The sequence below is a fragment of the Roseateles microcysteis genome, from assembly GCF_036880965.1.
In the GTDB taxonomy this organism is placed as follows: domain Bacteria; phylum Pseudomonadota; class Gammaproteobacteria; order Burkholderiales; family Burkholderiaceae_C; genus JAUASW01.
The window spans coordinates 69,410-95,177 of the sequence record NZ_JBAJMV010000008.1 but is presented as its reverse complement, the minus strand read 5'-3'; the positions used below and the strand labels follow the sequence as shown (position 1 = coordinate 95,177).

At 65.4% G+C, this 25,768-nt stretch carries 20 protein-coding genes; 15 read left to right on the top strand and 5 right to left on the bottom strand.

Translation table 11 applies throughout. From position 1 onward, the window contains the following. The 4 genes from V3596_RS21100 to V3596_RS21085 all read left to right on the top strand — a co-directional run bounded on the left by V3596_RS21100 (position 1) and on the right by V3596_RS21085 (position 2,633). Positions 1-357 (top strand): YciI family protein, encoded by a 357-nt coding sequence (locus tag V3596_RS21100; RefSeq protein WP_334279840.1) that lies wholly within the window; start codon positions 1-3, stop codon positions 355-357. Positions 358-448: 91 nt separating this feature from the next. Then, positions 449-853: a YciI family protein gene (locus V3596_RS21095; protein WP_334279810.1), complete on the top strand. Its 405-nt coding sequence runs from the start codon at positions 449-451 to the stop codon at positions 851-853. A gap of 69 nt (positions 854-922) precedes the next feature. Beyond that, positions 923-1,342 carry a VOC family protein gene (locus tag V3596_RS21090; RefSeq protein ID WP_334279809.1) on the top strand — a complete coding sequence of 140 codons (420 nt, stop codon included), beginning with the start codon at positions 923-925 and terminating at the stop codon, positions 1,340-1,342. After that, positions 1,335-2,633, top strand: coding sequence for an RNA polymerase sigma factor (locus V3596_RS21085; protein WP_334279808.1), 1,299 nt, complete (start codon positions 1,335-1,337; stop codon positions 2,631-2,633). The genes V3596_RS21090 and V3596_RS21085 overlap by 8 nt, the downstream gene beginning before the upstream one ends. Before the next feature lie 5 nt (positions 2,634-2,638). Here V3596_RS21085 and V3596_RS21080 read toward each other — a convergent pair whose 3' ends face one another. The 4 genes from V3596_RS21080 to V3596_RS21065 are packed head-to-tail and all read right to left on the bottom strand — an operon-like array spanning position 2,639 to position 5,602. Then, the gene (locus V3596_RS21080) at positions 2,639-4,402 is read right to left on the bottom strand and encodes a M14 family metallopeptidase (RefSeq protein WP_334279807.1); all 1,764 of its coding nucleotides are present in this window, start codon (positions 4,400-4,402) and stop codon (positions 2,639-2,641) included. A gap of 41 nt (positions 4,403-4,443) precedes the next feature. Beyond that, entirely contained in the window at positions 4,444-4,803 is a 360-nt protein-coding gene (locus V3596_RS21075) for a translation initiation factor Sui1 (RefSeq protein WP_334279806.1), read from the bottom strand. Then, a complete protein-coding gene (locus V3596_RS21070; RefSeq protein WP_334279805.1) occupies positions 4,800-5,018 on the bottom strand; it encodes a hypothetical protein in 219 nt (72 codons plus the stop codon). Before V3596_RS21070 ends, V3596_RS21075 begins: the two co-directional genes overlap by 4 nt. Beyond that, the gene (locus V3596_RS21065; protein WP_334279804.1) at positions 5,015-5,602 is read right to left on the bottom strand and encodes a DUF2242 domain-containing protein; all 588 of its coding nucleotides are present in this window, start codon (positions 5,600-5,602) and stop codon (positions 5,015-5,017) included. The genes V3596_RS21070 and V3596_RS21065 overlap by 4 nt, the downstream gene beginning before the upstream one ends. A 104-nt stretch (positions 5,603-5,706) precedes the next feature. Between V3596_RS21065 and V3596_RS21060 the strand changes: the two genes are divergently transcribed. From V3596_RS21060 to V3596_RS21035, 6 genes are all read left to right on the top strand, one after another. Then, complete coding sequence (locus V3596_RS21060; protein WP_334279803.1) at positions 5,707-6,768, top strand: extracellular solute-binding protein; 1,062 nt, start codon at positions 5,707-5,709, stop codon at positions 6,766-6,768. A 153-nt stretch (positions 6,769-6,921) separates the two neighbouring features. Beyond that, on the top strand, positions 6,922-8,706 hold the full coding sequence (locus tag V3596_RS21055; protein WP_334279802.1) for an FAD-dependent oxidoreductase: 1,785 nt from the start codon (positions 6,922-6,924) through the stop codon (positions 8,704-8,706). Continuing rightward, the gene (locus V3596_RS21050) at positions 8,703-10,544 is read left to right on the top strand and encodes a 2-oxoacid:acceptor oxidoreductase subunit alpha (RefSeq protein ID WP_334279801.1); all 1,842 of its coding nucleotides are present in this window, start codon (positions 8,703-8,705) and stop codon (positions 10,542-10,544) included. Before V3596_RS21055 ends, V3596_RS21050 begins: the two co-directional genes overlap by 4 nt. After that, positions 10,541-11,593: a 2-oxoacid:ferredoxin oxidoreductase subunit beta gene (locus tag V3596_RS21045; protein WP_334279800.1), complete on the top strand. Its 1,053-nt coding sequence runs from the start codon at positions 10,541-10,543 to the stop codon at positions 11,591-11,593. The genes V3596_RS21050 and V3596_RS21045 overlap by 4 nt, the downstream gene beginning before the upstream one ends. 96 nt (positions 11,594-11,689) lie before the next feature. Then, positions 11,690-13,813, top strand: coding sequence for an esterase-like activity of phytase family protein (locus V3596_RS21040; RefSeq protein WP_334279799.1), 2,124 nt, complete (start codon positions 11,690-11,692; stop codon positions 13,811-13,813). Between the two features lie 43 nt (positions 13,814-13,856). After that, positions 13,857-15,497 carry a M13 family metallopeptidase gene (locus V3596_RS21035; RefSeq protein WP_334279798.1) on the top strand — a complete coding sequence of 547 codons (1,641 nt, stop codon included), beginning with the start codon at positions 13,857-13,859 and terminating at the stop codon, positions 15,495-15,497. A 1,127-nt stretch (positions 15,498-16,624) separates the two neighbouring features. On the opposite strand, the gene cadR is transcribed toward V3596_RS21035, so the two are convergent. Then, a complete protein-coding gene (cadR, locus tag V3596_RS21030; RefSeq protein ID WP_334279797.1) occupies positions 16,625-17,077 on the bottom strand; it encodes a Cd(II)/Pb(II)-responsive transcriptional regulator in 453 nt (150 codons plus the stop codon). A 97-nt stretch (positions 17,078-17,174) separates the two neighbouring features. Between cadR and V3596_RS21025 the strand changes: the two genes are divergently transcribed. From V3596_RS21025 to V3596_RS21005, 5 genes are all read left to right on the top strand, one after another. Further along, a complete protein-coding gene (locus V3596_RS21025; protein ID WP_416384007.1) occupies positions 17,175-19,442 on the top strand; it encodes a heavy metal translocating P-type ATPase in 2,268 nt (755 codons plus the stop codon). Between the two features lie 29 nt (positions 19,443-19,471). Further along, on the top strand, positions 19,472-19,825 hold the full coding sequence (gene czcI, locus V3596_RS21020) for a cation efflux protein, CzcI family (RefSeq protein WP_334279796.1): 354 nt from the start codon (positions 19,472-19,474) through the stop codon (positions 19,823-19,825). Positions 19,826-19,909: 84 nt separating this feature from the next. Beyond that, on the top strand, positions 19,910-21,103 hold the full coding sequence (locus V3596_RS21015; RefSeq protein WP_334279795.1) for a TolC family protein: 1,194 nt from the start codon (positions 19,910-19,912) through the stop codon (positions 21,101-21,103). Positions 21,104-21,117: 14 nt separating this feature from the next. Beyond that, positions 21,118-22,335 (top strand): efflux RND transporter periplasmic adaptor subunit, encoded by a 1,218-nt coding sequence (locus V3596_RS21010; protein WP_334279794.1) that lies wholly within the window; start codon positions 21,118-21,120, stop codon positions 22,333-22,335. Positions 22,336-22,346: 11 nt separating this feature from the next. Further along, entirely contained in the window at positions 22,347-25,532 is a 3,186-nt protein-coding gene (locus V3596_RS21005; protein WP_334279793.1) for a CusA/CzcA family heavy metal efflux RND transporter, read from the top strand. Positions 25,533-25,768: the final 236 nt, after the last annotated feature.

Genomic DNA, 25,768 nt, shown 5'->3' with positions numbered 1-25,768 from the left:
ATGTCTTACATGCTCTTGATCGTGGAACCGGTCGGCCAGCGTCAGGAACGCGGCCTGGAGGCCGGCCAGCAGGTCTATGACCGGATGCTGCGATTCGGCGAGATGCTTCAGCAGCGCGGCGTGCTGGTGGCGGCCAATTCGCTGGCCTCGACCCGGCGGGCCACGCGGCTGAAGGTGCGCGACGGCCGCTCGCAGGTGATCGACGGCCCCTTCGCCGAAGCCAAGGAAATGGTCGGCGGCTTCTTCCTGCTGGACGGCGTCAGCCGCGAGGAGGCGCTGGCCTATGCCGAGCAATGCCCGGCGGCCGAATGGGCGACGATCGAGGTTCGCCAGGTCGGGCCCTGCTTCGACGATTGAAGAAGAAATTCGGCCCTCTTGTCGAAATTGGGCGGGCTGGTCCGTCGTATCCCTGAGCGCCCTCACGCCGGCGTGCTGACAGGAGAGACAGATGCGTTTCATGATCATCGTGCGGGCCAATGCGGCCAGCGAGGCCGGCGTCATGCCGGCCCCCGACAACGAGCTGTTGGCCGACATGCTGGCCTACCACGAAGAGCTTGCCAAGGCTGGTGTCCTGCTGGATGGCGCAGGCCTCAAGCCCAGCGCAGAGGGCTGGCGTATCCGCTACGAAGGCGGGCAGCGCCGCGTGGTCGACGGGCCCTTTGCCGAAGCCAAGGAGCTGATTGCCGGCTACACCGTGATCCAGGTCCGTTCTCGCGAAGAGGCGATGGAGTGGGCGCGCCGTTTTCCAGACCCGTTCAAGGGCATCAGCGAGGACAGCGTGATCGAGGTGCGGCAACTCTACGAACCGGAAGATTTTGAACCCGCCGTGGCCGCCGGCCTGGGAGGGCACTGACTTGCTGAAGATCGTCCTGGCCAGTCTCAAGAAGATCGCCGAAACGCGCAGCTGAACACGGGAGCCGTCATGCACACCCAGATCTACGTCAACATCGCCATCAAGGACATGGCGCGCTCGCAGGCCTTCTGGCGCGAGCTGGGCTATGAGTTCAACCCCCATTTCACAAACGAGCATGGCGCCTGCCTGGTGCTGGGCAAGAACCTCTACGCCATGCTCCTGACCGAGCCTTTCTTCAGCAGCTTCACGGCCAAGCCGATTGCGGACGCCAAGGCCAGCACCGAGGTGCTGATCTGCCTGAACTGCTCGAGCCGCGAGGAGGTCGACAGCCTGGTGGCCAAGGCCGTGGCGGCCGGCGGCACCGCGCCGCGAGCACCGCAGGACCATGGCTTCATGTACGCCCACGGCTTCGAAGACCTGGATGGCCACATCTGGGAGCTGGCGTACATGAACACCAGCGCGGCCGCGAACCCGGAACGCGATGCCTGATCCGGCGCAGGTCGCCCGGCTGGCGGCGACACAGCGGGCCATAGCGGCGGTCTGGCGCCTGGAGTCGGCCAAGATCGTCGCTCATATCGCTCGCATCACGCGCGACGTGGGCGTTGCTGAAGAGCTGGCGCAGGACACGCTCCTGGTCGCCCTGCAGCGCTGGCCGAACGAAGGCCTGCCGGACAAGCCGGCCGCCTGGCTGATGACGGCGGCCAAGAACCGTGCGTTGGACCATGTGCGCGCTGCGGCCCTGCATGCGCGCAAGCATGAGGAGCTGGGCGCAGACCTGGAGGCACAGGAGGCGATGATCGTGCCGGACTTTGTCGATGGGCTGGATGCCGCAAGAGCCGATGACATCGGCGACGACCTTCTGCGCCTGATCTTCACCGCCTGCCATCCTGTGCTGTCCACCGAGGCGCGCGTGGCCTTGACGCTGCGCCTGCTCGGCGGGCTTTCCACCGCGGAAATCGCCCGCGCCTATCTGGTGGCCGAGCCCACGATTGCCCAGCGCATCGTGCGCGCCAAGAAAAGCTTGAGCGCGGCCCGCGTGCCCTTCGAGCTGCCGGCGCCCTCAGCGCGTCATGAGCGCCTGGCCTCGGTGCTGGAAGTGATCTACCTGATCTTCAACGAAGGCTACACGGCCACCGCAGGCGAAGACTGGCTGCGCCCGGCGCTGTGCGACGAAGCCTTGCGTTTGTCACGCGTGCTGATGGGACTGATGCCGGAGGAGGTCGAGGTGCTGGGCCTGAACGCCTTGCTGGAGATCCAGGCTTCGCGCGCCCATGCGCGAACCGACCGCCACGGCCGGCCGGTGCTCCTGATGGACCAGGACCGCAGCCGCTGGGACCTGCTCCTCGTTCGCCGCGGCCTGGCATCGCTCTTGCGCATTGCCGAGCTGGGCAAGGAGCTGGGGCCCTACGCCTTGCAAGCGGGCATCGCGGCCTGCCATGCGCGGGCGCTGCGGGCCGAGCAGACCGACTGGACCGAGATCGTCGCGCTCTACGACGCACTGTGCCAATTGCAACCCTCGCCGGTGGTGGAGCTCAATCGTGCCGTCGCCGTCGGCATGGCCGAGGGGCCGGCAGCGGCGTTGGCCCTGGTTGATGAGTTGGTGGACGAGGGCGCGCTCGCCAACTATCCCTGGCTGTTCAGCGTGCGCGGCGACCTGCTGGTCAAGCTCGGCCGCCTCAGCGAGGCGACGGTCGAGATCGAGCGTGCAGCGGCCCTCACCCGCAATGAGCGCGAACGCGAGCTCTTGCTTGAGCGCGCGCGCAAGCTCTCACAGCACTAGCAGGCTCAGGGCGCCACGTCGGTCCGCAGTACAGGGTAGAGATTGAAGCGCTCGTCCCAGCTGCTGTGGCGGCGGGCAAAGAAATCCAGGCGCTGGGCCGGGCTCTTGGCGAACGCCGCGTCTTCGGCGATGCGCTTGTCGAAGGCGGCGCGCAGGGCCGGGTCGGCGGCCAGCTGTTCGCGGGCGACCTCCTCGGCCACATAGCCCTCCATGTACTCCTTGCGTTCGAAGTGGTTGTTGAAGAAACCCCAGGCGACGTAGGAGTCCGGCGCCAGCGGCTCCAGCACCGACATCACCAGGCGTGCGCCGGGCTGGGCCATGGGCACGAACAGCGAACCGGCCGGCACGTCGCGGGCCTCGGCCGACCACTGGCCTTGCAGGTCCAGGCGCTGGTGGCTTTCCACCGACTGCATGCCGCGCTTGGCCGAGCTGGCGCGGAAGGTCTCCACTGCCGCCTTGACCAGCGGCGCCTTCAGGACGCGATAGCTGATGCCGTGCAGCTTGAGCTTGTCGGCCATCCAGGCCGCATGCTCGGCGGGGACGAGGTAGCCGGCCTTGGGCGCCGTGATCTGCAGGTCGGGCAGGATCTCGTCGCGCAGCGGCAGCTTCCAGAGCTCGGGCCTGGTTTCGTCGTAGCGCGTCATCAAGCCGCCGGAGATCTCGCTGGGCGTGCGGGTGTAGGCATAGCCGCGGAATTCGATCTCGCGCGCCTTGGGGCTGGCCTTCCAGGTCAGGGCCACCGTTTGACCGCCGAGCTGGCTGGCGCGCGCGTCGGCATCCTTCGCCACCTGTTGCCAGGCCGCGCCGCTCGCGCCCACGCGCTCCAGCACCGAAACCACGATGTTGCGCGTCACGCGCACGCGGTGCGGATAGTCCTTCCAGGAATGCGTTTCCACCAGCATGGCCAGGCGGTTGCGCAAGAGCGGGTAGCCGGTGGAGAAGCGGGGCGTGGAAACGCCGTCGGTGAAGCCCGAGGCCGGGTTGTCGTCCTCGTTGAACGAGGGGTAGAAGACCACCGGCAACGAGCCCTGCCTGGCGATGTCGGCCGCCACGCCGTCGCGCCAGGCGCGGCCGACCGCGCGCAAGGCCTCGTCGCCGGCATGGACCGGCTCGACCTGCACCGCTACGTCATGCTCGAACTTGGCGCCGTCGGTCACATGCAGGTCCACGAGCACCAGCGGGTCCCACAGGTCGATCAGGCGCAGCATGGCCTGCATTTCGGGCGCGTCGGCCTTCACATAGTCGCGGTTCAGGTTGTAGTTCTGCGCCGTGGTGCGCCAGCCCATCTGCTCGGGGCCGCGCTGGTTGGGCCGGTTCCAGGCGGCGAAGCGCTCGTGGCCGTCGACATTGAACACGGGCACGAAGACCAGCACCTGACCCTTGAGTGCGCCCGGCGCGGCCTGACCGTCGAGGACCTGGCGCAGGGCGAGGAAGCCGGCGTCCTTGCCGTCGATCTCGCCGGCATGGATGCCGCCCTGGATCAGGCTGACCGGCAACTTCCGCTTGCGCGCCTCGGCCGGGGTGAGCGCGCCGCTGTCCGAAGCCACCAGGGCCAGCATCGGCCGGCCCTGTGGCGTGCGGCCGAACTCCCAGCAGCGCACGCGGCCCGGATAGGCCTTCTCGAAGTCGCGGCACAGGGCCTGCACTTCGTCATAGCGGCCGGTCTTGAGGAAACCGCTGCGCTCGGAGACGGTGCTCAGCGGGGGCGGCGCGGCGAGCGCGCTGGCGGCAAGGAGGGAGGCGGCGAGAAGCGTGGAGAGCTTGAACATGGGCTGATCAGTCCGGGCGACAAAAGTGTCGCCGGACTGTACTAGCCGCCCGCTCGCTTTGCCGGATGTCCGGCCTTGACCAGCAGCTCGGTCACGCGCTCGGCATGGTCGCCCTGGATCTCGATCACCCCGTCCTTGACCGTGCCACCGGTGCCGCAGGAGGCGCGCAGCTTCTTGCCCAGCAGCTGCAGGTCGGCGTCGGCGAGGGTCATGCCCTTGACCAGGGTGACGGTCTTGCCGCCGCGGCCCTTGCTCTCGCGCCAGACGCGGGCCACACCGTCGCCGGCCGGCTTGGCGGCTTTCTTCAGTGCCGCACAGCGGCAGTCGGCCAGGGCCTGCCGGCAGTCCGGGCAGGTGCGGCCGGACTCGGTGGAGTAGACCAGTCGGCTGCCGCCGCTCATCGCTTCGCCCCCGAGGCGGCGGCGGGCGCCTGCAGCTGGCGGCGCTGCTGCTCGTAGTCGCGGTAGTCCTGGCTGTTGCGGCGCCTGCATTCGGTGCGCGCCGTGGCGTCCTGCATCTGCTCGCAGTCGCGCAGGGCGGTCTGCTGGCCCATGTCGTACATCAGCTCGCAGCCTGACAGCAGCGAGAGAAAGAGGAGCGCGACCAGGGCTTTCATTTGTCAACCTCGCGCTTGTCGTTTGCCTGCTCGCGCAGCATCCGGTTCATCAAGGCAAAGAAGCGGTCGTAGAAGTCGCCGGCGGGAATCGTCTCGCTGGCCACCTTGACCAGTGAATCCTGCGAGGACGACAGCGGCACCGAGATCGAGCCGATGGCGCTGATGCCGATGCTGCTCGCGTTGGTGCTCTTCTTGATCGCGTAGCGGTCCTGCTGGGCCGAGACATAGGCGGTGGCGATCTGGGCGTTCTTGCCGTCGGCCACGCAGACGATGTTGAAGCTCAGCTCCACATGCACCTCGCCCTCGGGCTGGAAGCGCTTGCTGCCGTTGATCGCACCCTCGCGGACATTGGTGATGATGTAGCCCTGGCTCAGGAGCGCGCGGCGCGCCGCCTCGCAGGTCTCGGCCACGCCGCCGTCGAACAGGCGCGAGAAGGTCTCGTCGCTCTGGAACTTCTCGTTCAGGTAGACAGCGCTCTTGGGCGTGGCTTGCAGCGGCGTCGACAAGCCGCAGCCGCTCAGCAGGGCGGCGGCAAGCAGGCCGCCGGCGAGCGGGCGAAGGAAGGAGCGGTGGGTCTGCAGCATTGGCGCGCATTATCCCAGTGCGAACGGCGGCTGCTGGCGGAGCTCGCACCGTATCACCCATACTGGGGTGATGCTAAGCTGGCCCGGCTGCAAGAAAGCGAGCCATGAACCTGTCGCGACGCCATCATCTGAGCGCCCTGCTGGGCCTGATGGCGGCACGGCCGGCGCTGGCCGGCAATGCGCGGCTGGCCGAGCTGGCCCGAGCCGCGCGCGCCGAAGGCCAGCTGGTCAGCACCGGCATGCCCGACAGCTGGGCGAACTGGCGCGAAACCTGGCACGACCTGCTGCACGAATACGGCCTCTCCCATGTGGACCACAACCTCAGCAGCGCTGAGCAGCTGACCCGCCTGGCCAGCGAAGGCCGGGCGGCGAGCATCGACCTGTGTGACGTGGGCTTCGAATTCGCAGCGCAAGCCAAGGCTGCCGGGCTCACGCGCGCCCACAAGCCTCTGCATTGGGAGCAGATTCCCGATTGGGCCAAGGACGCCGATGGCCATTGGGCCCTGGCCTACACCGGCACGATTGCCTTTGCGGTCAACACCCGGCGCGTTCCGCAGCTGCCACGCAGCTGGCGCGCCCTGCTGGCCAGTTCGGCGCGGGTGCTGATCGGCGATGTCGGCCCGACGGCGCAGGCCAATGCCGCCGTGCTGGCCGCGGCGATCGCGCTGGGTGGCAGCGAGACCCGGCTGGAGCCCGCCTTGCAAGGATTTGCCGAGCTCGCCAAGCATGGCCGCCTGATCAGCGACAACCCGACCCTGCCGCGCATGAAGGTCGATCATGCGGATGTCTATGTGATGTGGGACTTCAATGCCTTGTCCCTGCGCCACCGCCTGGGCAACGCGGGCGACTTCGAGATCCTGATTCCCGAGGACGGCTCGGTCGTTAGCGGCTATTCGCCCCTCATCAACAAGCATGCGCCGCATCCCAATGCAGCCGTGCTGGCGCGCGAGTTCATCTTCAGCGACGAGGGCCAGCTGAACCTGGCCCGCGGCAATGCCCGGCCGATACGCATCGACCACCTGAAGCTGCCCGAGAGGGTGCGCCGCCGCCTGGTGGACAGCGCCCAGTACCGCAATGCACGCGCCTTGCAGCCGGTGCTGTGGGCGCGTGAATCCAAGAAGCTCACCAGCAGTTGGCAGCGGGAAGTGCTGCGCAGGCCAGGCTGAAGACGCGCTGAAGGCCTTGTTGGTGCGCCCGGGTTTGCCCGCGCAGCCCAGTCTGGTGCGGCGGGCGTAGACTGGTCCGACACAGTGGTGCACCGGTGCCCTTTTGCACCGCCAACGTGCTTTCGCTGTGATCCGCACAGGAGGGTGTCCACGGTGCAGCGCAGCGATATTGCCGATCCGGCCTATTTCCACAAGGTCGTCGACTGTCAGTGGGCCTGTCCGGCCCACACCCCCGTCCCCGAATACATCCGCCTGATCGCCCAGGGCCGCCATGACGAGGCGTACATGGTGAATTGGGTGTCCAACGTCTTCCCCGGCATCCTCGGACGCACCTGCGACCGGCCCTGCGAACCGGCCTGCCGGCGCGGCCGGGTCGAGGAAAAGAACTCAGCCAAACCCGAGGCCGTGGCCATCTGTCGATTGAAGCGCGTCTGCGCTGACAACAAGACAGACGAGCTGCGTGCACTGTTCCCCAAGCCACAGCCGCGCAATGGCAAGCGGGTCGCCTGCATCGGCGCCGGCCCGGCCTCCCTCACCGTGGCGCGCGACCTGGCCACACAGGGCTATGCGGTCACCGTCTTCGATGGCGAGGCCAAGGCCGGCGGCTTCATCCGCACGCAGATTCCGCGCTTCCGCCTGCCCGAGTCGGTGATCGACGAGGAATGCGGCCACATCCTGAACCTCGGCGTCGAGCTGCGCGCGGGCGAGCGCATCGCGTCGATGAAGGCGCTGCTGGACGAGGGCCATGACGCGGTCTTCGTCGGCTGTGGTGCGCCGCGCGGGCGCGACCTGCAACTGCCCGGCCGCCAGGAAGCGGGCGCCAGCATCCGCATCGGCATCGACTGGCTGGCCTCGGTGTCGTTCGGCCATGTCACCAGCGTCTTGCCGCGCGTCATCGTGCTCGGCGGCGGCAACACCGCGATGGACTGCTGCCGCTCCGCGCGGCGCCTCGGCGCCAAGAGCGTGACGGTGGCGGTGCGCAGCGGCTATGCGCAGATGAAGGCCTCGCCCTGGGAGAAGGAAGACGCCGAGCATGAGGGCATTCCCATCCTCGATTTCCATGTGCCCCTGGCCTTCGAGCATCAGGGCGGCCAGCTCACCGGCATGCGCTTCAAGAAGGCGCAGACCGGCGAAGAGATCACCATCCCCTGCGACGAGGTGCTGATCGCCGTGGGCCAGGAGAACGCCTTCCCCTGGATCGAGCGTGACGCGGGCATCGCCTTCAACGAGCACGGCCTGCCGCAGCTCGATGCGCAGAGCTTCCAGTCCAGCCTGCCGCAGGTTTTCTTCGGTGGCGATGCAGCCTTCGGCCCCAAGAACATCATCACCGCCGTCGCGCATGGGCACGAGGCCGCAGTGTCTATCGACAGGTATCTGCACGGCGAGGCGGTCAGCAAGCGGCCGCCGCCCTACGTGAACCTGATGTCGCAGAAGATGGGCATCCACGAGTGGAGCTACGACAACGCGATTGCCAACGACGCCCGCTACAAGGTGCCCTGGACCGCGGCCGAGAAGGCGCTGGCCAGCATCAAGGTGGAAGTGGAACTCGGCTTCGATGCGGCCACCGCTTTCAAGGAAGCGCAGCGCTGCCTGAACTGCGACGTGCAGACGGTGTTCACCGACAAGCAGTGCATCGAATGCGACGCCTGCGTGGACATCTGCCCGATGGACTGCATCAGCTTCACGGCCAATGGCGAGGAAGCCGAGCTTCGCACGCGACTCAACGCGCCAGCCCTGAACATCGCGCAAGACCTCTACGTCTCGGACGAGCTGAAGACGCAGCGCGTGATGGTGAAAGACGAAGACGTCTGCCTGCACTGCGGCCTGTGCGCCGAGCGCTGCCCGACGGGCGCCTGGGACATGCAGAAGTTCCTGTTGCAGACAACGAAGGCCGGCCCGGCTTGTCGGGATCATGAGACACGGAGGGCTGCCACATGAGCCGTATCGAAGCCGTCAACGATTTCGTCGTCAAATTTGCCAACGTCAACGGCTCGGGTTCGGCCTCGGCCAACGAGCTGTTCGCCAAGGCCATCCTGCGCATGGGCGTGTCGGTCAGCCCGCGCAATATCTTCCCCAGCAATATCCAGGGCCTGCCCACCTGGTACGAGGTGCGCGTCTGCGAGGCTGGCTGGCTGGGTCGGCGTGGCGGCGTGGACATGATGGTGGCGATGAACCCGCAGACCTGGGCGCAGGACCTGAAGGAAATCAGCCCCGGCGGCTATCTGTTCTACGACTCCACGCGGCCGCTGCCGCCCGAGGCCTTCCGCTCCGATGTGCACGTGATCTCGATGCCGGTCACGGCCATCTGCAACGCCACCTACGAAGACTCGCGCCAGCGCCAGCTGTTCAAGAACATCATGGTGCTGGGCGCGCTTTCGCAATTGATGGGCATGGACCCGGGCGAGATCGAGAAGCTGTTTGCCGAGCAGTACAAGGGCAAGGAAAAGTTGCTCGATTCGAACGTGCGCGCGCTGCATGCCGGTCGCGAGTTCGCGCGAGACCATCTGGCCGATGCGCTGGGCCTGCAGGTGCGGCGCGGCAAGGGCATTGGCAATCGCATCTTCATGGAAGGCAATGCGGCCGCGGCGCTGGGCTGTGTCTACGGCGGCGCCACGGTCTGCGCCTGGTACCCGATCACGCCGTCTTCGTCCGTCGCCGAATCCTTCGAGAAGTACTGCAGCAAGTACCGCGTCGATGCGGCCACCGGAGAAAAGCGCTACGCCATCATCCAGGCCGAAGACGAGATCGCCTCCATTGGCATGATCACCGGCGCCGGCTGGAACGGCGCGCGCGCCTTCACCGCCACCAGCGGGCCGGGCGTCTCCCTGATGAGCGAGTTCCTGGGCCTGGCCTACTTTGCCGAGATACCTCTCACCATCATCGATGTGCAGCGCGGCGGCCCGTCCACCGGCATGCCCACCCGCACCCAGCAGGCCGACCTGCTGGCCGCCGCCTATGCCTCGCATGGCGACACCAAGCATGTGCTCTTGCTGCCCGAGGATCCCAAGGAATGCTTCGAGCATGCGGCCGCTGCGCTGGACCTGGCGGACCGGCTGCAGACGCCGGTCTTCGTGATGACCGACCTCGACATCGGCATGAACCAGCGCCTGTGCGAGCCCTTGCAGTGGAGCGACGAGCGGCGCTTTGACCGCGGCAAGGTGATGACGGCCGAGCAGCTCGATGCCGGACCTGAGTTCGCCCGCTACAAGGACGTGGATGGCGACGGCATTCCCTGGCGCACGCTGCCCGGCACGCACCCGAGCAAGGGCGCTTACTTCACCCGCGGCACGACGCGCGACCCGCAGGCCCGCTATTCGGAGAAGGGCGAGGACTACGTCTACAACGTCGAGCGTTTGCTGAAGAAGTTCGCCACCGCCGCCACGCTGGTGCCGCAGCCGGTACTGCGCGGAGCAACGCGCAAGACGCGGCTGGGTGTCATCTACTTCGGGTCGACCAGCCCGGCCATGGACGAGGCCCTGCACGCGCTCGGCGCCGCCGATATCCATCTCGATGCCCTGCGCCTGCGCGCCTTTCCCTTCCCGGCCAGCGTCAAGGAATTCATCGAGGCGCATGAGCAGATCTTCGTCGTCGAGCAGAACCGCGACGCGCAGATGCGCAGCCTGCTGGTGAACGAGCTCGAAGTGGCGCCAGCCAGGCTGACCAAGGTCCTGCACTTCGATGGCACGCCGATCACCGCGCGCTTCATCACCGAATCGATCACGCGCCATGTGCACGCCTTGGCGACGGCACCGCGCGAGCAGAGGAATCCGGCATGACCTATCTCGCCAAACCCACGCTGCACCATCCGTCCTTGCAGAAGAACAAGGTCGGCTACACGCGGCGCGATTACGAAGGCAAGGTCTCGACGCTGTGCGCCGGCTGCGGGCACGATTCGGTGTCCAGCGCCATCGTTCAGGCCTGCTGGCAGCAGGACATCGCGCCGCACCGCGTCGCCAAGCTCTCGGGCATTGGCTGCTCCAGCAAGACGCCGGACTACTTCCTCGGCGCCAGCCACGGCTTCAACACGGTGCACGGCCGCATGCCCAGCGTGCTCACCGGCGCGAACCTGGCCAACCGCGAGCTGCTGTACCTGGGCATCTCCGGCGATGGCGATTCGGCCTCGATCGGCCTCGGCCAGTTCGCGCATGCGATGCGGCGCGGCGTGCGCATGGTCTACATCGTCGAGAACAACGGTGTCTATGGCCTGACCAAGGGCCAGTTCAGCGCCACGGCCGACCGAGGCTCGGTGGCCAAGAAGGGCGCAACCAACAACGACGCGTCCATCGACCTGGTGGCGCTGGCGCTGCAGCTCGGCGCGACCTATGTCGCCCGGTCATTCAGCGGCGACAAGGCCCAGCTCGTGCCCTTGATCGAAGGCGCGATCCGCCATGGCGGTGCCGCTTTCATCGACGTGATCAGCCCCTGCGTGGCCTTCAACAACCATGCCGGCAGCACGCGCAGCTACGACCATGTGCGCGAGCACAACGAGGCCCTGAACCGCATCGACTTCATAGCCCTCGCCGCGCAGCAGGAGGCGGCCGGCGACGAGCAGGAAATCCTCGTGCCGCAGCCCGACGGCTCGCAGATGCGCTTGCAGAGAGTGTTGACGGACTACGACCCCACCGACCGGCTCGGCGCGATGAACCACCTGCAGGCGCTGCAGGCCTCGGGCGTGATACCGACCGGCCTGCTCTATGTCGACCCGAGCGCGCATGACATGCACACGGGCCTCAAAACCGTTGCCACGCCCTTGAACCGCCTGGCGGAGCGCGAGCTCTGCCCTGGCGCGGCCGTGCTCGACAAGATCAACGCCGGGCTGCGCTAGCAGCTTCGCCCCGCCCGCTCTTCATCGGCTTGTCACGAGCCGTCTCTATGGTCTCGCCCAATTCACACATCGGGCGAAAACCCTGGAGCGGTAGCAATGACTATCAAGAGCAAGACGAAGGTGGCGATGGCCGTCACCATGGCAATGGCCCAGATGGCCCTCATGGCCACGATGGCGGGCTGTTCCGGTGATGACGACCAGGCCGCGCCGGTCACGGTCAACGGGCGCCTGCTCGATGGCGCTGTCGAGGGCGTGCAATACAGTGCCTCGCCCTCCAAGCTGGCGGGCCGCACCGGTGCCGAGGGCGGCTTCCAGTGCCAGCAGGGCGACGTGGTGCGCTTCACGGTCGGTGACGTGATTCTTGGCGATGCGCTCTGCACCCAGACGTTGATGGCCTCCGAGCTGGCGTTGACGAGCAATCTTGCCGACCCGCGCCTGATCAACCGCCTGGTTTTCCTGCAATCATTGGATGATGACGACGACGCCAGCAACGGAATCCGCATCCCCGCCGCCGTGGCCGATGCCTTCAAGGGCAAGAGCCTCGATTTCACGGCTGCGCCCGACGTCTTCGAGGCCGCATTCAAGGCCCTGCTGCCCGCGAACCAGTTGGACAGCTACGGCCAGCCCTATGCCAGCCGCGCCATGGGCGAGCTGCGCCGCACGGCATCAAGCGAGCACTACGAATCGACACTGGCAAGCCTGATGGGCAAGACCGAGACCAGCAAGAGTACGCAGGCCACGGCCGGCGGCGATGTGCTCATCACCAAGTACGAGCTGCAGGCCGATGCCTCGATGTTCGTGCCTTACGAGGGCACGAACGCCGCCGCGAAGAAGGACTTTCCCAAGGGCTTCTACCCGGCCGTCGGCTCGGGCCTGGCCTTCAAGGGCAAGGCGGCCGATGGCAGCCTCGAGTTCTGGGGCATCACCGACCGCGGCCCCAATGGCGACAGCCCGAACGCACCGCGTCCCGACCAGGCCGGCGCTACCAGCATCACCAAGATGTTCCCGGCACCGAGCTTCACGCCTTCCATCGGCGTGATCAAGGTGGGTGCGGGTGGTGCGGTCACCACCAGCCTCCTGCCGCTGAAGTCCGACGCCAATACCAGGATCACCGGCCGCCCCGCGCCTTTCGGCGTGGTTGGCAGCAGCCTGGAGATTCCGCTGGACGACGCGCTGCGCTATGACGGTGCCAAGGGTGGTTTCGATGCCAAGGGCCTGGACAGCGAAAGCCTGGTCTATGACGACGCGGCCAAGGTGTTCTGGACCTCGGACGAATACGGCCCCTTCGTCGTCAAGATCGATGCCACGACGGGCGTGGTGCTCAAGCGCTACGAGCCCGGCACCGGCCCGGGCAAGCTGCCCGCCGTGCTGGCCCAGCGCCGCAGCAACCGCGGCATGGAAGGCCTGGCGATGGACAAGGCCAGCGGCAAGCTGCATGGCTTCCTGCAAAGCCCGATCGACGCGCTGGATGCGGCCGGCAAGTCCGTCGAGGTCATCGACAGCTCGGACCTGGACCAGGACGGCAAGAACACCGACAAGGTCAAAGTGCGCGACTTCGCCCAGTTCGCCCGCTGGTTGGAGTTCGACCCCAAGACCGAAACCTCCAGGCTGTACGCTTATCCCTTGAACCATGCCCTGTCGGCCAGCGGCGGCAAATGGGACCGCAACCGCACCGGCAGCGCCAAGCTGGGTGACCTGGTGAGCCTGGGCGAGGGCAAGTTCATCGTCATCGAGCAAGGTGCGGATGCGAATGGCCAGGTGCGCAACTTCCTGATGCTGGTGCAGGTGCCGAGCAATGCCACCGACATCAGCGCCCAGGGCAGCGAGCTGGAGAAGAACAGCATCGACGGCCTGACGGCCACGGCCACGCCCTGGAAGCAGGTCGTGACGCTGAAGAAGACGATGTTGCTGGACCTGAATGCCGCCGGCTGGTTGGCTGAAAAGGCCGAAGGCCTGGCCGTGGTGGATGGCCAGACCCTGGCGCTGATCAACGACAACGATTTCGGCCTGCGCACCACGCTGGTCGATGCCACGGGCAAGCTGGTCGACGGCGACCCGACGGCCTGCATGGTGGACGCGAATGGCAGCATCCTGAGCGACGGCGCCTGCGCCCCTGGCGCCACCGGTGTGCGTGTGACGCGCGGCAACGAGATCGAGCGTCGCACGCGCTTGTGGCTCCTGAAATTCCCTAAGGCGCTGGCAAGCTACACCCTGCCCTGACAGGGCCGAGAATGCGGCCTTCGCACAAGAACGAAGGTCCGCCATGCGCCGCCCCAGCCTCCTGATCAGCGCCCTGCTCGCCACCAGCGCAGCCGTGGCGCAGCCACTGCCGTCCTCGCAGTCTCCCGCCGCCGAGACACCTCTCGCCGCCCTGCCCTACACCCCGAGCCTGGACACCCAGGCGATGGACCGCTCGGTCGACCCCTGCGAGGACCTCTACCAGTTCGCCTGCGGTCACTGGAACAAGAACAACCCCATCCCTGCGGACCAGTCGCGCTGGTCGGTCTACGCCAAGATGGCCAACGAGAACCAGCGCTACCTCTGGGGCATCCTGGACAAGCTCTCTCAAGGCGGGCCCGAGCGAACGCCCAACCAGGTCAAGATGGGCGACTACTTCGCCTCCTGCATGAGCGAGGACGCAGCGCGCGCCCAAGGCCTGGCGCCCTTGCAGCCGCTGCTCACCAGCATCGATGCGCTGGCCGACAAGCGTGAGCTGCCCGCCCTGCTGGCCATGCTGCACCTGGCCACCAACAACGAACGCCTGTTCTTCCGCTTCGCCTCGGGCCAGGACTTTGCCGACTCCAGCCGGCTGATCGCCTTCGCCACCGCCGGCGGCCTGAGCCTGCCCGACCGCGACTACTACCTCGGGCAGGACGCCAAGTCAAAGAAGATCCGCGCCCAGTTCGAGGCCCACGTGGCGCGCCTGCTGGAGCTCGGTGGCGCCACGGCCGCGGCGGCACGCGCGCAAGCCAGGACGGTGTTGAAGATCGAAACCGCGCTGGCCCGCGCCTCGCTGAGCAAGGTCGACAAGCGTGATCCGTACAAGAGCTTCCACGTCGTCAATGCCCAGGGCCTGCAGGCGCTGACACCGGGCTTTGACTGGGCCGCCTACCAGCAGGCGCTGGGCGCGCCGTCGGGCCTCACCCGCTTCAATGTCACCGAGCCGGCCTTCATGAAGGCCTTTGCGGCGCAGCTCAAGGCGCTGCCACTGGCCGACCTGAAGAGCTATCTGCGCTGGCAGGCGCTGTCCAGCCATGCCGCGCTGCTGTCGCCCGAGATGGTGCAGGCCAACTTCGACTTCTTCGGCCACACGCTCAACGGCGTGCCGCAGCTCAAGGCTCGCTGGAAGCGCTGCGTCGAGCTGGTCGACCTGCAGATGGGCGAGGCCCTCGGCCAGGAGTTCGTCACGCGCAATTTCAGCCCTGCGCTTAAAGATGCGACGCTGAAGATGACGGCCCAGATCGAGACCGCGATGGCGGCCCGCATCGAGAAGCTCGAATGGATGAGCCCGGCCACGCGCAAGCAGGCGCAGGAGAAGCTGCATGCCATCGTCAACAAGGTCGGCTACCCGGACCGCTGGCGCGACTACCGCTCCCTGCCGGTGGCGCGCGGCGCCTTCGTGGCCAATGTGCAGGCAGGCCACGCCTTCGAGCTGCGCCGCCAATTGGCCAAGATCGGCCAGCCGCTGGATCGTGGCGAATGGGGCATGACGCCGCAGACCGTCAACGCCTACTACGACGCGCAGATGAACGACATCAACTTCCCGGCCGGCGTGCTGCAGCCGCCGCTGTATGACGCCAAGCTCGACGACGCGCCGAACTACGGCAACACCGGCGGCACCATCGGCCATGAGCTGGTACTCGCAAGTAATCCCACTAGAGCCGACATTCGCAAGTTCGCCTGAGATGGACAAGGGCGTGGACATGCACGCTCAGCGATTAGAGACGTCGTTGACCCGTTTTGGAGCCTCGGGGGACAGGTGCAACAGACGATGAGCCATGCGGAGATCTACAGCTCTATCACCACTGCATTGACACACGGCTCTTGCCATCGCGCCTCTGAGGGGAGGCTCGATGGCAAGAGCCGGCACAGTTTGCAGGATCGGCTATGCAGACCGCCCACAGCTTGAGGCGCTGCATTGGCGTGCCTACTCCGGACTTTTCGCTATGGGCCGAAGCGGTAGGACGTTGCCACCGGTGAGCTCCGCGAGCTGCTTCTTTAGCTGAAGAACCTCGCGCAGTAGGGAAATCTCGCGAGCAACGGCGGCCTCGAACTTCTGACGATACCTACCCAGAGGCCTTGGCTATCCAACCGCTTTCGCGTTTCGGCGTCCTGAATCGGCCGGATGAAGTACTCCCCGTCGGGCAGTTCGACACGCGTCGCGTCAGCGTCTGATGCATCGGCTAGTACCGTGAGGACCATCTTCGGTAGCAAGAGCTTTCGGGGCGGCTTCATGCGAAGGATCAGCATCCAACCGATACGATGTCCGTATCAGTAAATGTTATGCTAACTCGTTGATTTATAAGGAAATTATCATAGCAGAGGGCGTCGAGAGACGCTGACTAAGCGAACTGCTCTCTCCATAGCCACCGTCCGGGACAAGGCAGCACAGTGGCCGTGAACGGCTTCAGCGCGCGGTCCCTGATGCTGCAAGGTCAGTCGAAGGGTCGATATCTGCCCGTCGGTTCTTGGGGAGGCGTCGACTGCTTGGCTTGGTGATGGCGCTTACACCAGGTCACATGTGATCGCCGCGTGCAGCGAGGACAGTCCGCAATGCTGGGGGCTGTTACTTGGCCGTGCTTAGCCTTTGTATGGCCCATCATCAGTGAGTGGCGGCTCCGCAGCGGATGCTGCCATTCGGTCAAGTCGACGGGTGGGCCGCTTCCGGCTCAGAAGCAGACATTGGCGAGCGGCAGCGCTAGGCTGCGCTGAATCGGAAGTTCAATCTGTGTAGGTACTCCGCCTGACCTTGCCGACAGTGTGTAGCTCGTGACCCGCCGGTACGTGCTGTCGGGAAACTGACGAGCATTGTCAGTGCTTGTGCACTGAACGCAGATGGCCGCTGCTGTGCTCCGGCTGCGCATGGTCTTGCGACGCCTCCGTTAGACCGGCGAGGATGCCGCATTGGTCGGCCGGACGCACATCACCGCAACACTGCCGCAGTCGCTTGAGTTCCTTCTCTAGTGCTCTCAGTTCTTTGATGCGCTTGGATACATGACCGATGTGCTCATCGAGCAAGGCATTGACATCACCGCATCCTTCGTCCGGCGCATCTTTGAAGCGCAGCAAGACACGCACCTCCTCCAGCGACATGTCGAGTCCGCGGCAATAACGGATGAATTGCAGGCGTTCCAGGTGCGGGACCTCGTACACGCGAAAGTTCCCCTGGGTCCGGGCAGGCGCGGGCAGCAGCCCCTCGCGCTCGTAGAAGCGGATGGTTTCGATGGGCGTGGCCGATGCAGCAGACAGGTCGCCAATCTTCATGGGTTCTCCGGAGGTTCTCTATAGGGCAAGTGTAGGGACTTGACTCTGTAGTAGCTACAGGTTGTCAAATACCCTTGAACCCCACGAACCAGACAGCATGAGCCCCCACGATCACCACCACGGCGACCAAACGGACCACCACCATGAGCACGAACATGCTCGTGGCGCTGGGCATGACCATGGTCACAAGCACGAGACGCCGTGCTGCGGCTCTGCCTGCAGCACGGAGACCAAGGCGCCGACGGCGGCAACGACCAGTGGCCTGTTGCTGCGTATTCCCGCGATGGACTGCCCGACTGAGGAAGGACAGATACGCCGCGCGCTGGAGCGTTTCTCCGAAGTGCGCGGATTGCGGTTCGACCTGCCCGCGCGCGCCTTGAACATCGACGCGCCGCAGACGACCTGGGAGCCGGTTATTGCGGCCATCAACGGTATTGGCTTCAAGGCAGAGATGCTGTCGGCTCCGCCTCCCATGCAGGACACGGCAAAAGCTCAGCGTGCCGAGCTGACCCGACTGATTGGGGCCCTGCTCGTGGCCGTTGCGGCGGAGCTGGTCGATTTCCTGGCTCCGGACACGCTGGCTTGGCAAGTGGCCGGCATGGCCATCGCGGCCGGCGCCATCGCGCTCTCTGGGCTTGCCGTTTTCCGCAAAGGCATGTCCTCGCTCGTGCGCGGTGAGCTCAATATCAACGCCCTGATGTCGGTGGCTGTTGCCGGTGCGTTCGTCATCGGTCAATGGCCTGAAGCGGCAATGGTGATGGCGCTGTATTCCTTGGCAGAGCTCATCGAAGCACGCTCGGTCGAACGGGCGCGCAATGCCATCACTGGTCTTCTCGCGCTGTCGCCGCCCCGGGTAGAGGTGCAGCAAGCCGACGGCACCTGGGCCAGCGTCGATGCCAAGGCCGTCGCTATTGGAGCGACAGCCCGCGTGAAGCCTGGCGAGCGGTTCGCGCTCGATGGCCGCGTGACCGTCGGGCAGGGCGCTGTTGACCAATCTCCAGTCACCGGCGAGAGCATTCCCGTCGACAAGGCTCCCGGTGACGACGTCTTTGCCGGAACCATCAACCAGAGCGGCTCACTCGAGTTCGAAGTGACCAAGCGCGCCAGCGACACTGTGCTGGCCCGCATCATCCATGCTGTCGAGGAAGCCCAGGGCCAGCGTGCGCCTACCCAGCGTTTCGTCGACCGGTTCGCCGCTATCTACACGCCGGCCGTCTTCGTGCTGGCGTTGGCAGTCGCTGTGGGAACACCTTTCCTCATGGGCTGGCCTTGGCTGACGGCGATCTACAAGGCCCTGGTCCTCCTCGTCATCGCCTGCCCATGTGCCCTTGTCATCTCGACGCCGGTCACGGTCGTCAGTGGTCTCGCGGCAGCGGCTCGCCGCGGCATCCTCATCAAGGGCGGCGTCTACCTGGAGGAGGCTCGCAAGCTCAAGGTGATGGCGCTAGACAAGACCGGTACGCTAACCGAGGGCAAGCCGCGCCTCGTCGAGCATGCAGCCTTGTCGCAGCAGCTGTCGGAAGAGGAGGTAATGCTCATCGCCAAGAGCCTGGCCTCACGCTCTGACCATCCGGTGTCAAAGGCCGTTGCGATGGGTTTGGGGGGCGAGGTGCTTCCCGTAGAAGACTTCGGCGCCGACATGGGTCGCGGCGTTCATGGCACGGTAAATGGCCGCCAGTACATCCTTGGCAACCACCGCTGGGTGCATGAGCAAGGCCTTTGCTCTGTTGAGCTTGAGACCCGACTGGAAGGGCACGAGGCTCAGGGGCGCACGCTGTCCTTGCTAGCGGACCAGGAGCGCGTCCTGGGACTGTTTGCGGTTGCCGACACCGTCAAGGAGACCAGCCGGCAGGTGGTCGCCGAGCTGAAGGCTCTGGGTATCCGCTCGGTCATGCTGACCGGTGACAACCCATCGACCGCGAAGGCGATTGCCAGCCTTGTCGGTATCGACGACCTGCAGGCCAACCTGCTGCCGGAGGACAAGCTCAAGGTGATTTCAGAGCTGGGCCGGGTTCAGCAGACGGGCATGGTCGGAGATGGGGTCAACGACTCGCCGAGCCTGGCGGCGGCGGCTGTGGGCTTCTCGATGGGTGGGGCAGGCACCGATACGGCGAAGGAAGCGGCAGACGTACTCATCATGAACGACGACCTGAGCAAGGTGCCTGAGACCATCCGGCTGTCGCAGCGAACCTATGCCATCCTTTTGCAGAACATCATCCTGGCACTTGGTATCAAGGCCGTGTTCTTCGTGCTGGCAATATTTGGCAGCGCCACCATGTGGATGGCCGTTTTTGCCGACATGGGCGCGAGCCTGCTGGTGGTTTTCAACGGGTTGAGGCTCTTGCGTACTTCAGTCAGTCACTGATTGGTACGGTCCACAGCGATAATCACTATATGTACCGGCTCGTCGCATTGCTGCTCGCATTGTTGCTGCCGCTCCAGTTCGCCTGGGGCGCTGCGGCCGCGTACTGCCAGCACGAGACTAGCCAACAGACATCTAAGCACGTCGGCCATCACGCGCATGAGCACAAGGCGGATGAAGGGGCAAAGAAGCCCGTGGGCGCGAAGCTCGTGGTCGATAACGACTGCACGGCCTGCCACGCCACATGCTCGGCAATGGCCTGTGACGCTCCCGCCAGCATGGAATCTCTCGCGCTGACGAGTCGACTTGCCGCCCCCACTTTCGACGCTCATGCGTCCGCGCCCACCAGGGCGCCGGACCGCCCTCAGTGGCCCCGTCTCGCCTAGCCGGCGAGACGTCTGAACTCCCTCCTGTTCCGTCTCGCCGAATCCCAAGGTTCCAACCGATGAGATTCGATGAGAAAACTCCTATTGCCGCTCGGGCTGGCGGCAGCATTGCTCAGCCCTGTGCCTCTGTGGGCACAAACCATCCTTACCCTTGAACTCGTGCTTGAACAGGCGACCTCTCGAAGCCCGGCCATTGCGGCCGCGGCCAAGGAAGTCGAAGCTGCCGGCGGTGCCGCACGCCAGGCTGGCGTCTGGCGCAATCCGGAACTCAGCACGACGGTCGAGGACACCCGCCGCGAAAGTCGGACCACCACCGTCACGGTCGACATCCCGTTAGAGCTCGGCGGCAAACGTGCGGCCCGAGTCACAGCAGCGGAGCGCGCAGTCAGCGTTGCCTCTGCCGAGCTGAGCAACGTACGCGCCGAAGTTCGCTCCAGCGTCATCAACGCCTTCTTCGGCGTCTTGGTGGCCCAGGAGCGGATTAAGCTCGCCGAGAGCTCGAACGACATCGCCGCCCGCGCGGCGGACGCGGTCGCCAAGCGAGTTGCCGCAGGCAAGGTCTCGCCCGTCGAGGAGACCCGTGCCCGTGTTGACTTCGCCAATGCTCAGTTGGAGCTGGCAGAGGCCAGGTCCGAGCTGCAGACGGCCCGGTTTGGGCTCGCCACGCTGATGGGCGATAGCGCGCCGACGTTTGACACCGTCCAAGGCGACGCCAGGACGCTGCCTGCGCGCCCTGGTTTCTCCGAGCTAGCGTCGCAGCTCGAGAGCTCTCCATTGCTTCTGATTGGCCGCATGGAGGCCGAGCGACGTGCGGCACTCGTCAGTGTCGAGAAGAGCAAGGCCACCCCTGACGTGACGCTCAGTCTTGGCGGCAAGCGAGATGCGTCCATGGGCCGCAACCAGGCCGTTGTCGGCTTCTCCATCCCGCTGCCGCTGTTCGACCGCAACCAGGGCTCCATCCTGGAGGCTTCGCGTCGAGCCGAGAAGGCCAAGGACGAGTTGCAGCTTGCACGGCTCCGATTGCTCGGCGAGTTGCAGGACGCTTCGAACCGGCTGACGGTTGCGGGCACCTCCTTGCAAACATTGCAGGGCACCGTACTGCCCTCCGCCCAGGAGGCCTATGAGGCCGCGAGCAAGGGCTTCGACGCCGGCAAGTTCGGTTTCCTTGAAGTTATCGACGCGCAGCGCACCTTGCTGCAAGCGCGTTCGCGCTACCTGAATACCCTGGCCACTGCCTATCAGGCAGCCGCAGCCATTGACCGCATCACCGGTCGCTGAAGAGGGACAACAACATGAACATCACGAAGAAGCAACGAACCATCATGGCCGCGGTTGTCGCGGCAGGCCTCATTGGCAGCGGCGCCGTTCTTTGGAGCGGGCGCGCTGCAGTTCTCTCGGCAGAGCGTGTGGACACGCACGAAGACGAAGGCAAGGCCCATGGCAAGGGCGAGACCGGCAAAGCCGAAGGTGGCCACGAAGAGGAGCGCCTCGTCAAACTCTCCGCCGAGCAGATGAAGACGGCGGACATCACCGTCGTTGCAGCCGGCAGCGGAGCGTTGCAAGCGGCCAGCGACTTCTCCGGAGAAATCCGTTTCAACGACGACCGCACTGCTCACGTCGTGCCTCGCCTTGCTGGCGTAGCAGAAGCGGTGTCGGCCAACCTCGGGCAGCAGGTGCGCGCCGGCCAGGTGCTGGCTGCCATCGCCAGCACGTCGCTGTCGGAACAGCGCAGCGAGCTGCTGACGGCCCAACGCCGCCAAGAGGCCGCGCAGGCGACCTTTGATCGCGAGAAGAAGCTCTGGCAGGAGAAGATTTCTGCCGAGCAGGACTACCTGCAAGCGCAGACAGCGCTGCGCGAGGCCAACATCGCCGTCGACAACGCGCGGCAGAAGCTCGCGGCCATCGGCGCCGCAGGTTCCTCCTCCAGCTTGAACCGCTTCGAGGTCAAGGCGCCGTTCGACGGCACCGTGGTCGAAAAGCACTTGTCACGCGGCGAAGCGGTTCGTGAGGACACCAGCATCTTCACGGTCTCTGACCTCAGCTCGGTATGGGCAGAGTTCGCCGTGGCTCCCAAGGACCTGGCGGTCGTGCGCGTGGGACAGAAGGTCGTCGTCTCGTCCTCGGCCTTCGAGGAGAAGGTGCAGGGCACGATTTCCTACGTCGGCTCGCTGCTGGGTGAGCAGACCCGCACGGCGCGCGCCCGCGTCACGTTGGCCAATCCCCAGGGCGCGTGGCGGCCAGGTCTCTTCGTGACCGTCAGCGTGCTCGGGGCCGAGCAGCAAGTTCCCGTCGCCGTCGCGGCGGAGGCCATCCAGACCATTGAGAACCAGACCATGGTCTTCAAGGCGGTCCCCGGCGGCTTCCAGGCCGTGCAGGTGAAGACTGGCCGTGCCGACGGTAAGGCCGTGGAGGTGCTGCAAGGCCTGAAGGCTGGCGACAAGGTCGCCACGGGCAATGCCTATGTCCTGAAGTCGGAGCTGGGCAAAGCCAGCGCCGAACATGACCACTGATCGGAGGCGATATGTTTGAACGCATCATCCGCTTCTGCATCGAGCAGCGATGGCTCGTCATGCTCGCCGTCCTCGGCATGGCGCTACTTGGCGTCTTCAGCTACACGAAGCTGCCCGTTGACGCCGTGGCCGACATCTCGAATGTGCAGGTCGTCGTCAACACGCAGGCGCCTGGCTATTCGCCGCTGGAGACCGAGCAGCGCGTTACCTTCCCTATCGAGACGGTCATGGCCGGCTTGCCAGGGTTGGAGCAGACCCGTTCGCTGTCGCGCTACGGGCTCTCCCAGGTGACGGTCATCTTCAAGGACGGCACCGACATCTACTTTGCACGCCAGCTGGTCAACCAGCGCATGCAGGAAGCTCGGGATCGCCTGCCCGCCGGCGTTGCGCCGACGATGGGGCCGATTTCCACGGGTCTTGGAGAAATCTACCTGTGGACCGTGGAGGCCGAGCCCAAGGCCCGGAAGGCTGACGGTTCGGTCTACACGCCTACCGACCTGCGCGAGATTCAGGACTGGGTCATTAAGCCGCAGCTGCGCAACGTCCCGGGCGTCACGGAAATCAACTCCATCGGCGGCTTCGAGAAGCAGTACGTCGTCGCGCCGAACCTGGAGCGTCTTTCGGCCTATGGCTTGAGCCTCGCCGACGTGGTCAATGCGCTGGAGAAGAACAACTCCAGCCAGGGCGCCGGCTACATCGAGCGCAAGGGCGAGCAGTACCTGGTGCGCGCGCCAGGCCAGGTCCAATCCATGGACGACATCCGCGACATCATCATCGGCACAGCTCAGGACCAGCCGATCCGTGTGCGGGACATTGGCGACGTCGAGTTGGGGCGCGAGCTCCGTACGGGTGCCGCTACCGAGAACGGCAAGGAGGTCGTGCTGGGAACGGTCTTCATGCTGATGGGCGAGAACAGCCGCAAGGTTTCGCGCGCGGTGGACAAGCAGATGGAGGCGGTCAACAAAACGCTGCCTGCCGGCGTGAAGGTCGTGACGGTCTATGACCGCACGACCTTGGTCGACAAGGCCGTTCGCACCGTACAGAAGAACCTCATCGAAGGCGCTGCGTTGGTGGTCGCCGTGCTGTTCCTGTTCCTCGGCAACATCCGGGCCGCGCTTATCACCGCGATGGTGATACCGCTATCCATGCTATTCACCTTCACCGGCATGGTCCGGATGGGCATCAGCGCCAACCTGATGAGCCTTGGTGCGCTGGACTTCGGCATCATCGTTGACGGCGCCGTTGTGATCGTTGAGAACTGCGTGCGCCGCCTGGCACATGCGCAAGAGCACAAGGGCCGCGCGCTGACGCGCACTGAGCGTTTCCATGAGGTCTTCGCCGCAGCCCGCGAGGCACGCCGTCCGCTGCTGTTCGGCCAGCTCATCATCATGGTGGTCTACATCCCGATCCTGGCACTCACCGGCGTCGAAGGGAAGATGTTCCATCCGATGGCCTACACCGTGCTGCTGGCCTTGCTGGGTGCCATGCTGCTCTCGGTGACCTTCGTACCCGCTGCCGTCGCGCTCTTCATGGGCAAGCGAGTGGCGGAGAAGGAAAACCGGCTGATGCAGTGGGCGGAATCACGCTACAAGCCGCTGCTCGCCAGCTCGCTGTCCAACGCTCCAATCGTCCTGACGATTGCGGCCGTCCTGGTCGCCTTCTGCGGTGCGGTTTCCACCCGGTTGGGGTCGGAGTTCGTGCCGAACCTGAATGAGGGTGACTTCGCCATCCAGGCGCTGCGCATCCCGGGCACGAGCTTGAGCCAATCGGTTGCGATGCAGAAGCAGCTCGAGTCGCATCTCATGGGCAAGTTCCCTGAGATTGAGCGCATCTTTGCTCGCACCGGCACTGCGGAAATCGCTGCCGACCCGATGCCGCCCAACATCTCGGACGGCTACATCATGCTCAAGCCGATGGACCAGTGGCCCGAGCCCCGCAAGACGAGGGATGAGTTGCTGGCGGCCATCCGAGCGGAAGCGGACAAGGTTCCTGGGAATAACTACGAGTTCTCCCAACCTATCCAGCTGCGCTTCAACGAGCTCATCTCCGGAGTTCGGTCTGACGTTGCCGTGAAGGTGTTTGGCGACGACAACGACGTCCTCAATGACACCGCCAACAAGATCGCTCAGGTCTTGCAGGGCGTGCCAGGAGCCACCGAGGTCAAGGTGGAGCAGACGACGGGGCTGCCCATGCTGACCGTCAACATCGACCGGTCGAAGGCCACACGCTATGGGCTGAACATGACCGAAGTCCAGGATGCTGTGGCCACCGCCATCGGCGGTCGGGAGGCCGGCACCTTCTTCCAGGGCGACCGGCGCTTCAACATGTTGGTGCGACTGCCGGATGCTCAGCGCGAAAACCTCGAATCGCTGCGCCGCCTACCGGTGCCGCTTCCCAAGGGACGCGGTGAAGGCCGGGTGAGCTATGTGCCGCTGTCCGAGGTGGCCACGCTGGAACTGGCGCCGGGGCCGAATCAAGTCTCGCGCGAGAACGGAAAGCGTCGCATCGTCGTCAGCGCCAACGTGACGGGCCGCGACCTGGGTTCCTTCGTGGGCGATGCGCAGGCGGTCATCGACCAGAAGGTCAAGGTCCCCGCAGGCTACTGGACGACTTGGGGCGGCACCTTCGAGCAGTTGCAGTCGGCGACCCAGCGCCTGCAGATCGTCGTGCCGCTGTCGCTGCTGATGGTCTTCGTCCTGCTGTTCGCGATGTTCGGCAACGCCAAGGACGGCCTGTTGGTCTTTACGGGCATTCCATTTGCGTTGACTGGTGGGGTCTTGGCACTGTGGATGCGCGGCATCCCACTGTCCATTTCGGCAGCCGTCGGCTTCATCGCGCTCTCCGGTGTAGCCGTGCTGAACGGCCTGGTGATGCTGTCCTTCATTCGCAGCCTGCGCGAAGAAGGGCGCAGCGTCGACGAGGCGGTGCGCGAAGGTGCACTGACTCGCTTGCGACCTGTGCTGATGACGGCCTTGGTCGCGTCGCTAGGCTTCGTGCCGATGGCCTTGGCCACAGGCACGGGTGCTGAGGTCCAGCGCCCACTGGCAACGGTGGTCATCGGCGGCATCCTGTCATCGACGGCCTTGACGCTGCTGGTCCTTCCCATCCTCTATCGGTGGGCGAATAGGACGGGCCAGCGACTCGATGAAGCGGCGGACGATCCGGCCGCGTCTGGCGAGGAGCTAGCAACGCGCTAACAAGAACGGGCTGCAGGTTCAACGACCTTGCAGCCCTTTTGCTATTTGCGGGTCTGGATAGCTGGCGGCTGGATGTCCGGTCTAGATCAAAGCAGACGCTTGAGCCAACGACTGCCGATGACGCGTTTCAGCCTGCCGCTGACTTTCACCAAGTGACAGGCTCGTCTGCAGCGAGATCAGACATTCAATGACACCCAACGAATGACCGAACTGGACCGCTTCAGGGTCACTCGAAG

What these genes read in the sequence shown, in the direction of transcription:
- V3596_RS21100 (WP_334279840.1), top strand. Translation starts at nt 1, where the DNA reads ATGTCTTACATGCTCTTGATCGTGGAACCGGTCGGCCAGCGTCAGGAA.
- V3596_RS21095 (WP_334279810.1), top strand. Translation starts at nt 449, where the DNA reads ATGCGTTTCATGATCATCGTGCGGGCCAATGCGGCCAGCGAGGCCGGC.
- V3596_RS21090 (WP_334279809.1), top strand. Translation starts at nt 923, where the DNA reads ATGCACACCCAGATCTACGTCAACATCGCCATCAAGGACATGGCGCGC.
- V3596_RS21085 (WP_334279808.1), top strand. Translation starts at nt 1,335, where the DNA reads ATGCCTGATCCGGCGCAGGTCGCCCGGCTGGCGGCGACACAGCGGGCC.
- V3596_RS21080 (WP_334279807.1), bottom strand. Translation starts at nt 4,402, where the DNA reads ATGTTCAAGCTCTCCACGCTTCTCGCCGCCTCCCTCCTTGCCGCCAGC.
- V3596_RS21075 (WP_334279806.1), bottom strand. Translation starts at nt 4,803, where the DNA reads ATGAGCGGCGGCAGCCGACTGGTCTACTCCACCGAGTCCGGCCGCACC.
- V3596_RS21070 (WP_334279805.1), bottom strand. Translation starts at nt 5,018, where the DNA reads ATGAAAGCCCTGGTCGCGCTCCTCTTTCTCTCGCTGCTGTCAGGCTGC.
- V3596_RS21065 (WP_334279804.1), bottom strand. Translation starts at nt 5,602, where the DNA reads ATGCTGCAGACCCACCGCTCCTTCCTTCGCCCGCTCGCCGGCGGCCTG.
- V3596_RS21060 (WP_334279803.1), top strand. Translation starts at nt 5,707, where the DNA reads ATGAACCTGTCGCGACGCCATCATCTGAGCGCCCTGCTGGGCCTGATG.
- V3596_RS21050 (WP_334279801.1), top strand. Translation starts at nt 8,703, where the DNA reads ATGAGCCGTATCGAAGCCGTCAACGATTTCGTCGTCAAATTTGCCAAC.
- V3596_RS21045 (WP_334279800.1), top strand. Translation starts at nt 10,541, where the DNA reads ATGACCTATCTCGCCAAACCCACGCTGCACCATCCGTCCTTGCAGAAG.
- V3596_RS21040 (WP_334279799.1), top strand. Translation starts at nt 11,690, where the DNA reads ATGACTATCAAGAGCAAGACGAAGGTGGCGATGGCCGTCACCATGGCA.
- V3596_RS21035 (WP_334279798.1), top strand. Translation starts at nt 13,857, where the DNA reads ATGCGCCGCCCCAGCCTCCTGATCAGCGCCCTGCTCGCCACCAGCGCA.
- cadR (WP_334279797.1), bottom strand. Translation starts at nt 17,077, where the DNA reads ATGAAGATTGGCGACCTGTCTGCTGCATCGGCCACGCCCATCGAAACC.
- V3596_RS21025 (WP_416384007.1), top strand. Translation starts at nt 17,175, where the DNA reads ATGAGCCCCCACGATCACCACCACGGCGACCAAACGGACCACCACCAT.
- czcI (WP_334279796.1), top strand. Translation starts at nt 19,472, where the DNA reads ATGTACCGGCTCGTCGCATTGCTGCTCGCATTGTTGCTGCCGCTCCAG.
- V3596_RS21010 (WP_334279794.1), top strand. Translation starts at nt 21,118, where the DNA reads ATGAACATCACGAAGAAGCAACGAACCATCATGGCCGCGGTTGTCGCG.
- V3596_RS21005 (WP_334279793.1), top strand. Translation starts at nt 22,347, where the DNA reads ATGTTTGAACGCATCATCCGCTTCTGCATCGAGCAGCGATGGCTCGTC.